This is a genomic window from Anoxybacillus sp. ST4, from assembly GCF_019448545.1.
GTDB classification, from domain to species: domain Bacteria; phylum Bacillota; class Bacilli; order Bacillales; family Anoxybacillaceae; genus Anoxybacillus; species Anoxybacillus pushchinoensis.
In genome coordinates this window covers 1-14,216 of record NZ_JAHZOE010000014.1, presented here as the reverse complement: position 1 = coordinate 14,216, position 14,216 = coordinate 1, and the positions used below count along the sequence as shown (strand labels likewise).

Below are 14,216 nucleotides of genomic sequence, written 5' to 3'. Positions count from 1 at the left end.
CATGAAGCTACATGAATTACAACCAGCACCAGGTTCCCGTAAAGAACGTAATCGTGTTGGTCGTGGTATCGGCTCTGGTAACGGAAAAACTTCTGGTAGAGGACATAAAGGGCAAAACGCTCGCTCTGGCGGCGGTGTACGCATCGGCTTTGAAGGTGGTCAAACACCTTTATTCCGTCGTTTACCAAAACGCGGCTTTACTAACATCCATCGTAAAGAATATGCGATCGTTAACCTCGAAGTGTTAAATCGCTTTGAAGACGGTACGGAAGTGACACCAGAATTGTTGCTTGAAACAGGCGTCGTAAGCAAGTTGAAAGCAGGCATCAAAGTTCTTGGAAACGGTGAGCTCACGAAAAAATTAACAGTGAAAGCTCATAAATTCTCTGCTTCTGCAAAAGAAGCAATCGAAGCTGCTGGCGGTACAACTGAGGTGATTTAATGTTTCGAACAATCTCCAATTTTATGCGCGTGGGTGATATAAGAAGAAAAATTGTATTCACCCTTCTTATGCTCATTGTATTTCGCATCGGTACATTTATTCCCGTGCCGGGCGTAAATGCAGATGTACTAAAAATGCAAGATCAATTCAACGCTTTTGGCGTGTTGAATACGTTCGGTGGTGGCGCTCTACAAAACTTTTCTATTTTTGCGATGGGCGTCATGCCATACATTACGGCATCCATCATCGTACAGTTATTACAGATGGATGTTGTTCCTAAATTTACTGAATGGTCGAAGCAAGGGGAAGTAGGCCGTCGTAAACTCGCTCAGTTTACTCGCTATTTTACAATTGTGCTTGGTTTTATCCAGGCGTTTGCTATGTCGTACGGCTTTCATAATATGTCTGGTGGTGTGCTTATTAAAAATCCAGGCATTCCGACGTATTTGCTTATCGCGCTTGTTTTAACAGCTGGAACAGCCTTTTTAATGTGGCTTGGTGAGCAAATTACGGCTAAAGGTGTTGGGAACGGCATTTCTGTATTGATTTTTGCAGGAATTGTGTCTGGTATCCCGACGACGCTTAACCAAATTTATGTTCAACAATTTGAAAACGCTGGTGATCAGCTGTTTTTACGCATCGTTACAGTATTGTTGGTCGCTTTAGCAGTTGTTGCAGTTATTGTTGGCGTCATTTATATGCAACAAGCGTTTCGGAAAATTCCGATTCAGTATGCGAAGCGATTAGAAGGACGTAGTCCAGTAGGTGGTCATTCGACACACATTCCGTTAAAAGTAAACCCGGCAGGTGTTATTCCGGTTATTTTTGCGGTGTCGTTTATCATTACTCCACCGACGATTGCATCGTTTTTCGGCTCGAATGATGTAACATTGTGGATCAAAAAAGTTTTTGACTACACACAACCAGTTGGTATGCTCATATACGTCGCTTTAATTGTTGCCTTTACGTATTTTTATGCGTTTGTTCAAGTCAATCCAGAACAAATGGCGGACAATTTGAAAAAGCAAGGTGGTTATATTCCAGGCATTCGTCCAGGAAAGAACACGCAGGAATTCATTACACGCGTTTTGTATCGTTTAACTTTCGTCGGGGCTCTATTTTTAGCAGCAATCGCTGTTCTTCCTGTCTTCTTTATCGAGTTCGCTAAACTACCGCCTTCTGCTCAAATTGGAGGAACGAGCTTGCTAATCGTCGTTGGCGTTGCTTTAGAGACGATGAAGCAGCTAGAAAGCCAATTAGTGAAGCGCCATTATAAAGGCTTTATTAAATAAAGAGGTGTTGGGAATTTTATTCCCTCTACCTCATATAGAGAGCTGAGGGGGAGAAATTGATGAATTTAGTATTGATGGGACTGCCGGGAGCTGGAAAAGGCACACAGGCAGAGAAAATCGTTGAGAAATACAAAATTCCTCACATTTCTACTGGGGATATGTTTCGAGCAGCGATGAAAGAGGGAACAGAGCTCGGTTTAAAGGCGAAATCATATATGGATCGCGGCGATCTTGTTCCAGATGAAGTGACAATCGGCATTGTTCGTGAGCGTTTAAGCAAGGACGATTGCCAAAACGGTTTTTTGCTTGATGGGTTTCCGCGAACAGTTGCTCAAGCTGAAGCGTTAGAAACGCTTCTTCAACAATTGAACCGCTCCATCGACTATGTCATTAACATTGAAGTAGATAAAAACATTTTAATGGAACGTCTAACAGGTAGACGCATTTGTAAAGAATGCGGAGCAACGTATCATCTCGTATTTAATCCGCCAGCACAAGCCGGTGTTTGTGATAAATGCGGTGGAGAGTTGTATCAACGTGCAGATGATAACGAAGCGACAGTAGCGAACCGTCTTGAAGTCAATATGAAGCAATCCCAGCCGTTGCTTGATTTTTACGCGGCGAAAGGGTATTTGCGCAACATTGACGGACAACAACATATTGATCAAGTGTTTGCTGACATTTGTGAATTACTTGGGGGCTTACAATAATGATCATTTGCAAAACCCCGCGTGAAATTGAAATTATGCGTGAAGCTGGCCGAATTGTTGCGTTAACTCATCAAGAGTTACAAAAATATATCGAGCCAGGTATAACGACAAAAGAGCTCGATCATATTGCTGAAACGTTTATTCGCAAACATGATGCAATTCCTTCGTTTAAAGGATATAATGGATTTCGTGGGAGCATTTGTACGTCGGTAAACGAGGAGCTCGTTCACGGCGTCCCAGGAGACCGTGTGCTTCGCGAAGGAGACATTATTAGCATCGATATTGGCGCAAAGTACAATGGATACCATGGTGATTCGGCATGGACATATCCAGTCGGAGCCATTTCAGAAGAGGCGAAAAAGCTTTTAGAAGTGACAGAGCAGTCATTGTATCGTGGATTGGAAGAAGCGAAACCTGGCGCACGGTTAACGAACATTTCCCATGCGATCCAAACATACGTTGAAGCGCATAACTTTTCCGTTGTGCGTGAGTATGTCGGACATGGAATTGGTCAAGACTTACATGAAGATCCGCAAATCCCACATTACGGTCCGCCAAATAAGGGACCGCGGTTAAAGCCAGGCATGGTTCTATGCATTGAGCCGATGGTGAATGCAGGAACCCGTTATGTTCGCACGTTAGAAGATAATTGGACAGTCGTCACAGTAGATGGCAAGCTTTGTGCTCATTTTGAACATACGATTGCGATTACTGAGGCGGGATATGAAATTTTAACAACACTTTGAACGCTTTAACCTTCTTTGCGGATGCGCATCGTAAGCTGTAAACTGGTCGTGTTAGTTGAACATGTTACTCATTTCAAAAAAGAAGGGAGAGCCGTTCAATGGCGAAAGACGATGTAATTGAAGTGGAAGGTACAGTCGTTGAAACGTTGCCGAATGCGATGTTCCGAGTGGAACTTGAAAACGGTCATACCGTTTTAGCTCACGTTTCAGGTAAAATTCGCATGCATTTTATTCGCATTTTACCGGGTGATAAAGTAACAGTTGAGTTATCACCTTACGATTTAACACGTGGAAGAATTACGTATCGATATAAATAACACTCCGCACGAACAAGGAGGTAAGTTCTCATGAAAGTTAGACCATCTGTAAAACCGATTTGCGAAAAATGCAAAGTTATTCGCAGACGCGGAAAAGTTATGGTTATTTGCGAAAATCCAAAGCATAAGCAAAAACAAGGATAAAACTTGAGGAGGTGTACAAATCATGGCACGTATTGCAGGTGTAGATATTCCTCGTGACAAACGTGTAGTCATTTCATTAACATACATTTACGGAATCGGTAAAGCAACTGCACAAAAAATCTTAGCAGAGGCTGGCGTATCTGAAGACACTCGCGTTCGCGACTTAACAGAAGAAGAATTAGGGAAAATTCGTGAAATCGTAGATCGCTTGAAAGTAGAAGGAGATCTTCGTCGCGAAGTATCTTTAAACATTAAACGTTTAATGGAGATCGGTTGCTATCGTGGTCTTCGTCATCGTCGCGGATTGCCAGTTCGTGGCCAAAATACGAAAAACAACGCTCGTACACGTAAAGGTCCACGTCGTACAGTAGCGAACAAGAAAAAATAATTAAGTAAAGGAGGTTCATGAACGAATGGCACGTAAAACGAATACGCGTAAACGTCGTGTAAAAAAGAACATTGAATCTGGTATTGCTCATATCCGTTCGACTTTTAACAACACAATCGTCACAATTACAGACGTTCATGGAAATGCAATTTCTTGGTCAAGTGCAGGTGCGTTAGGCTTTAAAGGCTCTCGTAAGTCAACTCCGTTCGCTGCACAAATGGCTGCAGAAGCTGCTGCAAAAGCATCTATGGAGCATGGCATGAAAACTGTTGAAGTAAACGTAAAAGGTCCGGGTGCTGGTCGTGAAGCAGCAATTCGTGCACTTCAAGCGGCTGGACTAGAAATTACAGCGATCAAAGATGTTACACCGGTTCCACATAACGGATGCCGTCCGCCAAAACGTCGTCGTGTTTAATTTCTCTGTATAGAATTTGCGTATGTGTCAATAATGGGATATAGTCATTCTTACAGGGAAATGAAAAACAGTTGTTGTGCACATTCGGGAACTTATTCATGGGGGAATTTCGATTGAGCTGTCATCGGTTTAATCGGGGTTTCGACGTTTTGAAGGAGGGTTAAAGGAATGCTGGAAATCGAAAAGCCGAAAATCGAAACGGTTGAAATCAGCGAGGATGCCAAATATGGCAAATTCGTCGTTGAACCACTTGAGCGTGGATATGGTACAACTTTGGGTAACTCCTTACGTCGTATCCTGTTATCCTCACTCCCTGGTGCCGCTGTAACATCTGTTCAAATAGATGGTGTATTGCACGAGTTTTCAACAATTGATGGCGTCGTGGAAGATGTAACAACGATCATTTTAAATGTTAAAAAGCTAGCGCTAAAAATTTACTCGGACGAAGAAAAGACGCTTGAGATTGATGTACAGGGTGAAGGAGTCGTTACAGCTGCCGATATTACTCACGATAGCGATGTAGAAATTCTCAACCCAGACCTTCATATTGCCACTTTGGCGAAAGACGGTCGTTTGCGCATGAGAATGACAGCGAAACGCGGGCGTGGGTATACACCAGCTGATGCTAATAAGCGCGAGGATCAACCGATAGGTGTTATCCCGATCGATTCCATTTATACGCCGGTATCGCGCGTATCGTACCAAGTCGAAAATACGCGCGTCGGTCAAATGACAAACTACGATAAGTTAACGATCGACGTGTGGACAGATGGTAGCATCGGCCCGAAAGAAGCAATCTCACTAGGGGCAAAAATTTTAACAGAGCACTTAAACATTTTTGTGAACTTAACGGACGAGGCACAACATGCTGAAATCATGATTGAAAAAGAAGAAGACCAAAAAGAAAAAGTGCTCGAAATGACAATTGAAGAGCTTGATCTTTCCGTTCGTTCGTACAACTGCTTAAAGCGTGCTGGCATCAACACAGTGCAAGAGCTTGCTCAAAAAACAGAAGAAGATATGATGAAAGTGCGCAACTTAGGCCGCAAGTCGCTTGAGGAAGTAAAAGCGAAGTTAGAAGAGCTAGGATTAAGCTTACGTAAAGATGACTAGTTAAGCGTTTGGTTAACTAGGCATTTTCATGTTAAAAGTGAAATAAAGGAGGGACATCACATGTCTTACAGAAAATTAGGACGCACAAGCTCTCAACGTAAAGCATTGCTTCGTGATTTAGTGACAGACTTAATCATTAATGAGCGAATCGAAACAACAGAAGCTCGTGCAAAAGAGTTGCGTTCTGTTGTAGAAAAAATGATCACATTAGGAAAGCGCGGCGATTTGCATGCACGTCGTCAAGCGGCTGCATTCGTTCGCAAAGAAGTAGCAAACACAGAAACAGGTCAAGATGCGATTCAAAAATTGTTCAGCGATATCGCACCACGTTATCAAGACCGTCAAGGTGGTTATACACGCATTATGAAACTTGGACCACGTCGCGGTGACGGTGCGCCAATGGTGATTATTGAACTAGTTTAATACGTTTTTACAAGGGCGAGACAGTTTTTGAACTGGATCTATGCCCTTTTTTTTGTTTTCTTTTTTGTAGTAGAGTAGAGAGTAAGAACATTCAGAAGAGATGAGGAGAGAGTCGTGGAAGTTGCAGTACGTGTGGAAGATGTAAGTTTTCAATATGCAAGTGAACAAACGTATGCTCTACAAAACATATCGTTTCAAGTGTATAAAGGTGAATGGGTAACAATTGTTGGTCATAACGGATCAGGTAAATCAACATTAGCGAAGTTGTTAATTGGTTTATTGCCACCGACAAGCGGAACGATTCATGTATGTGGAATCCCATTGAATGAAGAAACAGTATGGGACGTACGTGAGCGATTAGGTATTGTATTTCAAAATCCAGACAACCAGTTCGTTGGAACGACGGTTCAAGATGACGTTGCTTTCGGTCTTGAAAATAGAGGGATACAAAAAGAGGAAATGAAAAAACGCATAAACGAAGCGTTAAAAAAAGTAAAAATGGAAGATTTCATTCATCACGAGCCGCATCGCTTGTCAGGTGGACAAAAACAACGCGTCGCCATTGCAAGCGCCATCGCTCTTCATCCGAATGTCATTATTTTAGATGAGGCGACATCCATGCTTGACCCGAGCGGGAAAAAAGACGTTCTTCATGTGATGCAGTCGCTTCGTCGGGAACACGATATGACGGTCATTTCGATTACTCATGATTTAAATGAAGTCGCAAAAGCAGATCGGGTTATTGTGATGAATAAAGGAAAAATTGTGCTCGAAGGAACGCCTGCGCATATTTTTGCATACGGGGCGAAATTAGAAGAGATGGGGTTAGACTTACCATTCTCGCTACAGCTAAGTCAACGATTGAAGAACAATGGTATTCCAATGACGGCTGATCATTTAACAATGGAGGGGTTGGTGAGTGAATTATGGACATTGTATTCCGCGATGTCGAACATCGTTACCAAATAAATACCCCTTTCGAGAAGCGAGCATTGTACGATATTCATGTTGATATTCGCAGCGGCTCATATGTAGCGGTAATCGGTCATACAGGATCAGGGAAGTCCACTTTTTTACAACATTTCAATGGCTTACTTCAACCGACAAAAGGGACCGTCCACCTTGGCGATTATACAATTGCAGCGGGAAAAAAAGAAAAACAGTTAAAACCTTTACGGAAGAAAGTAGGCATTGTTTTTCAATTCCCTGAACATCAATTGTTTGAAGAAACAGTAGAAAAAGATATTTGTTTTGGGCCGATGAATTTCGGAATGTCGGAACAAGAAGCAAAAGCTCGTGTTGGTGAATGGTTAGCACTTGTCGGGCTGCCGGAAGAAGTGCGACATAAATCTCCGTTTGCTTTAAGCGGTGGACAAATGCGCCGTGTGGCGATCGCTGGTGTGTTAGCAATGGAGCCGGAAGTGCTTGTGTTAGATGAACCTACGGCAGGATTAGACCCGCGTGGACGGAAAGAAATGATGGACATGTTTGCAAAGCTTCAACGGCAAAAAAGGATGACGATTGTACTCGTGACACACAGCATGGAAGAGGCAGCACGTTACGCGGATGATATTATTATTATGCATCAAGGAACGATCGTTCGAAGAGGGACACCAGAACAAATTTTCCGTAACGTTGATGATTTAATACATCTTGGGTTAGATGTCCCTGAACCCGTTTTGTTTCAGCGGGCCATCGAGCAAAAATTCGGGATACAATTTCCAAAACCTTGTTTGACGATAGAAGACGTCGTCCGATCTTTACAAACGTTATTTACTAGGGTGAAGCGTATATGATGAACGGTATGATTATCGGAAAATATGTTCCTGGACACTCTTTTATTCATCGGCTCGATCCACGTACAAAACTGCTGCTTATGTTTATTTACGTGTTCATCGTATTTCTTGCGAACAACGGATGGACGTATGGAATATTGACTTTGTTTACATGCCTTTTGTTGTTTTTATCACGCATTCCTTTTTCATTTATGATGAGAGGGTTAAAACCTGTTTTGTGGGTCATTGTATTTACTTTTTTTCTCCATGTGCTATTAACAAAAGAGGGAGATATCGTTTTTCAATGGTTTGGCATTGAAGTGTACGATAAAGCGATTCAACAAGGGGCGTTTATTTCTTTACGCTTTTTGCTCCTTATTGTCGTCACGACGCTATTAACGTTAACAACAACGCCGATTGAAGTGACAGATGGTATGGAGTCGTTACTTTCGCCTTTGAAAAAATGGAATGTACCTGTTCATGAACTAGCGCTCATGATGTCCATTTCCCTTCGTTTTATTCCGACGTTAATGGAAGAAACCGAAAAAATTATGAAAGCTCAAACCGCTCGTGGTGTCGATTTTTCAAGCGGTCCGTTACAAGAACGAATGAAAGCGATGACGGCGTTGCTCGTTCCGCTATTTATTAGCGCATTTAAAAGAGCAGAAGAGCTAGCTGTCGCGATGGAAGTACGCGGATATCGTGGTAGTCAAAATCGAACAAAATGGCGCGAGTTGACGTGGGGACGAATAGATACTGCTTTTATGCTTTTCATCGGCTTATTGGCTATTGCGTTATGGTTACTTCGTTCATGAGAAGGAGCGAAAATCATGAGAAGAATAAAATGTACCATTGCATATGATGGTACGCATTTTGCAGGATATCAAATTCAACAACAAAAGCGAACGGTGCAGGGAGAACTAGAGCATGCACTTTCCATCATTCATAAAGGGCAATTTGTTCGCGTATATGCGTCAGGAAGAACGGATGCAACGGTTCATGCATATGGACAAGTGATTCACTTTGATACGCCGCTTACGATTCCAGATGAAAAATGGCCAAAGGCGTTAAATGCTCTTCTCCCGGATGATGTCATTGTCAAAGAAGCAAGTGAAGTATCTCCTTCTTTTCATGCCCGATTTAGCGTAAAAAAGAAAGAATATCGCTACCGCGTCTGGATGGGAGAGAAAAACGTCTTTTTACGCCATTATGTATATCACTACCCGTATAAACTTCATGTCACGGCGATGAACGAAGCGCTCCGTTATGTGATCGGGACGCATGATTTCACAAGTTTTTGTTCGGCAAAAACGGAAATTGACGATAAAGTTCGTACCATTTATGAAGCGGAAGTCATTCAAGAAGGAGAAGAGCTAATCTTCCGTCTTGTCGGCAACGGCTTTTTGTACAATATGGTTCGCATTATTGTTGGAACAGTGCTAGAAGTTGGGCGCGGGGAACGACGTGCTGAAGAGATGAAAACGATTTTGCAACAAAAAAATCGAAGCGCTGCGGGGAAGACGGCCCCAGGTCACGGCTTATATTTATGGCACGTTTCTTATGACAACTAATCCAGGTGTAACATTTTCTTGACATTAGGTTGTGAAAGAGATATTATATCATATGGTATGTATTTTAAACCCACGATTAGCCCCGGAAATTAATCGTGTTGAAATAAATATTGCTTGTTTATTTTTTATTTTAGGAGGGAAAACAAATGCGTACGTATATGGCGAAGCCAAATGAAGTAGAACGTAAATGGTACGTTGTTGATGCAGAAGGCAAAACGTTAGGACGTCTTGCTAGCGAAGTTGCTGCAATTTTGCGCGGTAAACATAAACCAACTTACACACCGCACGTTGACACAGGTGATCATGTGATCATCATCAACGCAGAAAAAGTTGAATTGACAGGTAAAAAATTAACAAACAAATTATACTATCGCCACAGCTTACATCCAGGCGGGTTAAAAGTAAGAACAGCTCTTGAAATGCGCACAAATTACCCAGAGCAAATGCTTGAAAAGGCAATTCGCGGCATGCTTCCAAAAGGTAGCCTTGGTCGTCAAATGTTCAAAAAATTGCACGTTTATCGCGGAAGTGAACATCCGCATCAAGCACAAAAACCAGAAGTTTATGAACTTCGCGGATAATTGATTAAAGGAGGGCATTATTTTGGCACAGGTACAATACTACGGCACAGGCCGTCGCAAAAGTTCAGTTGCGCGCGTGCGTCTCGTTCCAGGTGAAGGACGCATTATCGTAAATGGTCGTGACATTCGTGACTACGTTCCATATGAATCGTTAGTGGAAGTTGTAAAACAGCCACTTGTTTTAACGGAAACGTTCGGTAGCTACGATGTATTAGTAAACGTAAGCGGTGGTGGATTTACAGGTCAAGCAGGTGCGATCCGTCACGGTATCGCTCGTGCATTGTTACAAGTTGACCCTGAATACCGCCAAACATTAAAACGTGCAGGTTTATTAACGCGCGATTCTCGTGTGAAAGAGCGTAAGAAATACGGTCTCAAAGGCGCTCGTCGTGCACCACAGTTCTCAAAACGTTAATGTCAAAAAATCTCGGCAATTATTTGCCGAGATTTTTTTGTATGTCTCTCATTTTCATGCAAACAATATGTATGAGGAGGGATAAGAAGATGGGAATACTTACATCGTTTACAGCGAAAAAGATAGAAAAGCAGCTAACTGATGAACGAAATGCATTGCGCGATCTTTCTTATCATGAACTATGGCAACGTATGCGCACGTATTGGCAACGATACATCATTGTTTCTGAATGGATCGAAACGATATGTATCGATGTGGCGATTGAAGCATATTTGATCGGGGCGCATTATAGCCGCTTTATATATTATGGTGAGTCAAAGGAAACGGTGAGAAGACGTTGTATCGATGAATATATGCAGCTCATTGATGAGTTGTATGACCGTATGAAAGAATACGGAGATGACATGTACGATGCATGCGCCCGTTACATCGACGGATGGTGGAGAGAAGGAATCGAAAAAGGACTGCGCCGTCAACGTCTTCGTTTGAAGTAACCGTTCTAAATTCTCCTCTTGTCCCATATAACATAAATAGTGGGGAGGAGAAGGGATGAAAATACGTATTATTATTGTTTTCATTGTTTTTGCCCTTTTTTTACAGTTTTATGTCCTTCATGATCGCTCTTGGAAAGCATGGAGCTTACCGTTATCAGGAAAAATTATTGTTCTTGATCCCGGGCATGGAGGACCTGACGGAGGAGCGGTCGGAGGAGATGTTTTGGAGAAGGAAGTCGCACTAGATGTGGCGTTAAAATTACGCGATTATTTGCAACAACAAGGTGCACTCGTTCAAATGACGAGAGAAGGAGATCATGATTTAGCAAGCGAACAAACAAGAGGATATAGCCGAAGGAAAATAGAAGATTTACAACGGCGAGTTCAATTTGTGAATGAGTCAGAGGCAGATTTTTTTATTAGCATTCATTTAAATGCCATCCCTTCGCCGAAATGGAGAGGCGCACAAGTTTTTTACTATCCTTCATTAGAGGAAAATGCAAGGTTAGCGAAGTTTATTCAACAAGAGCTACGCGTCAATTTGGAAAATACACATCGATTGGCGAAGCCCATTCAAACAGTATATTTATTAAAAATGGCTAAAAAACCAGGAGCTTTAGTTGAAATCGGCTTTTTGTCAAATGAAGAAGAGCGAAAATTACTAGCATCCTCAACGTATCAAGAACAGCTTGCCGCTTCGATTTACAAAGGCGTTTTACGTTACGTATCAAACGAACGTGATCCTTCTGAGTGAGAAGGATTCATTTTTTTATGCAGAAAATTATGTTATATTGAAAGTGTGAAACCGAATACATAAGGATTGGTGAGGCGCGATGTTGACAGAAAAACAAGTTGTAGAGCTGCTTGAAACGATTTACGACCCTTTTTTGAAAAAAACGTTTAAAGAAACAGGAGCGATTCAAGAAGTCAAAATAAATGAAGAAAAAGGGCTAGTAAGCGTAAAAATTGCTTTAGCTAAAACAGGGACGGCGGAACAACTTCAAGTGCAACAGACGGTTGTACAACGTTTAAAAGATGCAGGAGCATCATCTGTTGGGCTTCGTTTTGCTCAATTGCCGTTAGAAGAGGAAAGATTAACGAATGAACCGATTTATTTAGCGATTGCAAGCGGGAAAGGTGGCGTAGGGAAATCGACCGTATCCGTTAATTTAGCTGTTTCGCTTGCACGTCTTGGGAAAAAAGTTGGATTAATCGATGCGGATATTTACGGGTTTAGTGTGCCGGATATGATGGGGATTACAGAACGGCCAATCGTCCGTGGAGAAAAAATTATTCCGGTTGAGCGGTTTGGTGTAAAAGTAATTTCTATGGGGTTTTTTGTAGAAGATAATTCTCCGGTCATTTGGCGTGGACCGATGCTTGGCAAAATGTTAAAAAACTTTTTTGATGAAGTGGAATGGGGAGAATTGGATTATTTACTATTAGATTTACCCCCAGGCACAGGGGATGTAGCGTTAGATGTGCATACGATGCTTCCGACATCGAAAGAAATTATTGTGACGACGCCTCATCCAACGGCTGCTTTTGTTGCCGCAAGAGCGGGAGCGATGGCGGTTCGGACGAATCATGAAGTTGTTGGTGTTATCGAAAATATGTCATATTTTGAAAGCAAAACAACAGGTGAAAGAGAATATATTTTTGGAAAAGGCGGTGGCCAAAAATTAGCTGAAGAATTACAGACGGACTTACTTGGACAGCTACCGCTCGGACAACCTGATTGGAACGATGATGATTTTGCCCCTTCTGTATACGGTGAAGATCATCCAATTGGAAAAGTATATATGAATATTGCTAAAAAAATTATCGCAAAGTTACGATGAAGTAGCGTCTTTCTTTGATGATCGATTGTGCATATGTATTTACAAGGGGTGTCCCGATAATGCAAGGACACCCTTATGCTGTTTGATCCTCGCTCGATCCCTCTTGGTCGGATTTTTTCTTACCGCCTTGCATTTCTTCCGCTGCTTTGATAAGAATATCTTCAATTTTTGCTTTAAATAGCGGGCTGCTAAATGTCTCAGTAATCACTTTTTGCAAATGAGCGCGAAAATCTTTGTTTTTCATCTCTGTTTGTATTAATTTTTTCATTTCTGGATTTTGCATAATGTCTACAATCATTGCTTGATATTCAGGGTCTTTCATTAGCGCTTTCAATAATTTTTCATGTTCCTCTTTCATGCTTTTCGCGAAATTTTGAGCGAACTTTGGATCTTCAAATGCTTTTTTCCAAAACGCTTTTCCTTTGTCTGAAGTTAACGTTTCCTCAATCGTTTTTTTTACAACTTCTTGATCCATGACGAGATGCTGTTTTACTTTTTCATCACTCATCACTTCTTGAATTGCTTTTTTCCCTTCGTCCGTTTTTAAAATATCAACGACCATTTTTTTTGTTTGATCGTAATCAGGTTGTACAGGGGTTTTCTCTTGTTGAGCGCACCCTGCTAGCGCTAATGCACAACTAAATGCGAGGAGCAAAAATGTTCGATTCATCATTAAGGGCCCCTTTCAACAAGTTTCCTTACTGTTAATATTCAATATTCTTTGCAAAAATATTCGCTAGCATTTTTCTTATTTCGTTGATAGAATTTTGAAAGGGATATTGAGAAGTGGAGGGTTTATAGGTGAACAGTCGAAAGTGGGTTCAATTGTTTTTTTCAACATTGTTGGTCGGTGGAATAAGTACAGGGATTGTTGGTTTTGCTGTAAAGTGGAATGAATACGCACATCTTTTTACATCTTTTGAGATAAAAGAAATTTTATCTGTTCTCGTTTGGCTGATTGGAGTTGGTTTCATTTTTAGCGTCATTAGTCAAATGGGTTTTTTTGCATATTTAACAATTCATCGTTTTGGTCTCGGAATTTTCCGTTCCGCAAGCTTGTGGAATGCGGTACAAATCGTTCTCATTGCTTTTGTTTTATTTGATCTCGTTTATTTTCGCTATCAACTGTTTGCTAAAGAAGGAGAGTCAATTGTCAGTTACGTGCTTGTTGCTTTATTTATTTTCCTGTTTGGACTTATTGTTGCATACGTAAAAATGCGTGAAACAAACAAAGAAGCATTTATTCCTGCCTTATTTTTTATGGTTGTTGTTACGGTGATTGAATGGTTCCCGGTATTGCGGATTAATGAAGAAAATTGGTTATATTTAATGTTGTTCCCGTTATTAATTTGCAATGCATACCAATTGCTTACGTTGCATAGGCTTTTACGGAAATAAAATGAGGCTTGCCGCCTCATTTTATTTCAGACTGTTGAAAAACGATTTTGTCAAGGACAAAATCGTTTTTCTTTTGTTAATATGTTAAAGGAAAACTATGAAGAAGGAGAGGTAGAAGTATGTACCGTCCTTTCTCCAAGTCAGAATTGAA

The 14,216-nt window shown here is 41.4% G+C and carries 21 protein-coding genes; 20 read left to right on the top strand and 1 reads right to left on the bottom strand.

The window, feature by feature from the left end; all coding sequences use genetic code 11:
- Position 1: 1 nt before the first annotated feature.
- The 19 genes from rplO to K1I44_RS09750 all read left to right on the top strand — a co-directional run bounded on the left by rplO (position 2) and on the right by K1I44_RS09750 (position 12,667).
- Positions 2 to 442, top strand: coding sequence for a 50S ribosomal protein L15 (gene rplO, locus K1I44_RS09840; RefSeq protein WP_003397686.1), 441 nt, complete (start codon positions 2 to 4; stop codon positions 440 to 442).
- Positions 442 to 1,734 carry a preprotein translocase subunit SecY gene (gene secY, locus K1I44_RS09835; RefSeq protein ID WP_042535887.1) on the top strand — a complete coding sequence of 431 codons (1,293 nt, stop codon included), beginning with the start codon at positions 442 to 444 and terminating at the stop codon, positions 1,732 to 1,734. The genes rplO and secY overlap by 1 nt, the downstream gene beginning before the upstream one ends.
- A gap of 59 nt (positions 1,735 to 1,793) precedes the next feature.
- The gene (locus tag K1I44_RS09830; RefSeq protein ID WP_003397689.1) at positions 1,794 to 2,444 is read left to right on the top strand and encodes an adenylate kinase; all 651 of its coding nucleotides are present in this window, start codon (positions 1,794 to 1,796) and stop codon (positions 2,442 to 2,444) included.
- On the top strand, positions 2,444 to 3,190 hold the full coding sequence (gene map / locus K1I44_RS09825) for a type I methionyl aminopeptidase (protein ID WP_042535889.1): 747 nt from the start codon (positions 2,444 to 2,446) through the stop codon (positions 3,188 to 3,190). Before K1I44_RS09830 ends, map begins: the two co-directional genes overlap by 1 nt.
- 98 nt (positions 3,191 to 3,288) lie before the next feature.
- Positions 3,289 to 3,507 carry a translation initiation factor IF-1 gene (infA, locus tag K1I44_RS09820; protein WP_003247618.1) on the top strand — a complete coding sequence of 73 codons (219 nt, stop codon included), beginning with the start codon at positions 3,289 to 3,291 and terminating at the stop codon, positions 3,505 to 3,507.
- 30 nt (positions 3,508 to 3,537) lie between these two features.
- The gene (gene rpmJ / locus K1I44_RS09815) at positions 3,538 to 3,651 is read left to right on the top strand and encodes a 50S ribosomal protein L36 (RefSeq protein WP_000868344.1); all 114 of its coding nucleotides are present in this window, start codon (positions 3,538 to 3,540) and stop codon (positions 3,649 to 3,651) included.
- A 22-nt stretch (positions 3,652 to 3,673) separates the two neighbouring features.
- The gene (gene rpsM / locus K1I44_RS09810; RefSeq protein ID WP_003397691.1) at positions 3,674 to 4,039 is read left to right on the top strand and encodes a 30S ribosomal protein S13; all 366 of its coding nucleotides are present in this window, start codon (positions 3,674 to 3,676) and stop codon (positions 4,037 to 4,039) included.
- Positions 4,040 to 4,064: 25 nt separating this feature from the next.
- Complete coding sequence (gene rpsK, locus K1I44_RS09805; protein WP_003397692.1) at positions 4,065 to 4,454, top strand: 30S ribosomal protein S11; 390 nt, start codon at positions 4,065 to 4,067, stop codon at positions 4,452 to 4,454.
- Positions 4,455 to 4,622: 168 nt separating this feature from the next.
- On the top strand, positions 4,623 to 5,567 hold the full coding sequence (locus tag K1I44_RS09800; RefSeq protein ID WP_003397693.1) for a DNA-directed RNA polymerase subunit alpha: 945 nt from the start codon (positions 4,623 to 4,625) through the stop codon (positions 5,565 to 5,567).
- Positions 5,568 to 5,627: 60 nt separating this feature from the next.
- Positions 5,628 to 5,990 carry a 50S ribosomal protein L17 gene (gene rplQ, locus K1I44_RS09795; RefSeq protein WP_003397694.1) on the top strand — a complete coding sequence of 121 codons (363 nt, stop codon included), beginning with the start codon at positions 5,628 to 5,630 and terminating at the stop codon, positions 5,988 to 5,990.
- 114 nt (positions 5,991 to 6,104) lie between these two features.
- Positions 6,105 to 6,959 (top strand): energy-coupling factor ABC transporter ATP-binding protein, encoded by an 855-nt coding sequence (locus K1I44_RS09790; RefSeq protein ID WP_219986050.1) that lies wholly within the window; start codon positions 6,105 to 6,107, stop codon positions 6,957 to 6,959.
- A complete protein-coding gene (locus K1I44_RS09785) occupies positions 6,917 to 7,786 on the top strand; it encodes an energy-coupling factor ABC transporter ATP-binding protein (RefSeq protein ID WP_219986049.1) in 870 nt (289 codons plus the stop codon). Before K1I44_RS09790 ends, K1I44_RS09785 begins: the two co-directional genes overlap by 43 nt.
- On the top strand, positions 7,783 to 8,580 hold the full coding sequence (locus tag K1I44_RS09780; RefSeq protein WP_219986048.1) for an energy-coupling factor transporter transmembrane component T family protein: 798 nt from the start codon (positions 7,783 to 7,785) through the stop codon (positions 8,578 to 8,580). The genes K1I44_RS09785 and K1I44_RS09780 overlap by 4 nt, the downstream gene beginning before the upstream one ends.
- A 15-nt stretch (positions 8,581 to 8,595) precedes the next feature.
- Positions 8,596 to 9,336 (top strand): tRNA pseudouridine(38-40) synthase TruA, encoded by a 741-nt coding sequence (gene truA / locus K1I44_RS09775; protein WP_219986047.1) that lies wholly within the window; start codon positions 8,596 to 8,598, stop codon positions 9,334 to 9,336.
- A 146-nt stretch (positions 9,337 to 9,482) separates the two neighbouring features.
- A complete protein-coding gene (gene rplM, locus K1I44_RS09770; protein ID WP_021095320.1) occupies positions 9,483 to 9,917 on the top strand; it encodes a 50S ribosomal protein L13 in 435 nt (144 codons plus the stop codon).
- 22 nt (positions 9,918 to 9,939) lie between these two features.
- Entirely contained in the window at positions 9,940 to 10,332 is a 393-nt protein-coding gene (rpsI, locus tag K1I44_RS09765; protein ID WP_003397701.1) for a 30S ribosomal protein S9, read from the top strand.
- A gap of 89 nt (positions 10,333 to 10,421) precedes the next feature.
- On the top strand, positions 10,422 to 10,826 hold the full coding sequence (locus K1I44_RS09760) for a DUF2521 family protein (protein ID WP_219986046.1): 405 nt from the start codon (positions 10,422 to 10,424) through the stop codon (positions 10,824 to 10,826).
- 55 nt (positions 10,827 to 10,881) lie between these two features.
- Positions 10,882 to 11,580 carry an N-acetylmuramoyl-L-alanine amidase CwlD gene (gene cwlD, locus K1I44_RS09755; RefSeq protein ID WP_219986045.1) on the top strand — a complete coding sequence of 233 codons (699 nt, stop codon included), beginning with the start codon at positions 10,882 to 10,884 and terminating at the stop codon, positions 11,578 to 11,580.
- A 79-nt stretch (positions 11,581 to 11,659) separates the two neighbouring features.
- A complete protein-coding gene (locus tag K1I44_RS09750; RefSeq protein WP_219986044.1) occupies positions 11,660 to 12,667 on the top strand; it encodes an Mrp/NBP35 family ATP-binding protein in 1,008 nt (335 codons plus the stop codon).
- Between the two features lie 73 nt (positions 12,668 to 12,740).
- On the opposite strand, the gene gerD is transcribed toward K1I44_RS09750, so the two are convergent.
- A complete protein-coding gene (gene gerD / locus K1I44_RS09745; RefSeq protein ID WP_219986043.1) occupies positions 12,741 to 13,340 on the bottom strand; it encodes a spore germination lipoprotein GerD in 600 nt (199 codons plus the stop codon).
- 128 nt (positions 13,341 to 13,468) lie between these two features.
- Here gerD and K1I44_RS09740 point away from each other — a divergent pair, with 128 nt between their 5' ends.
- Positions 13,469 to 14,065, top strand: coding sequence for a KinB-signaling pathway activation protein (locus K1I44_RS09740; protein ID WP_219986042.1), 597 nt, complete (start codon positions 13,469 to 13,471; stop codon positions 14,063 to 14,065).
- Positions 14,066 to 14,216: the final 151 nt, after the last annotated feature.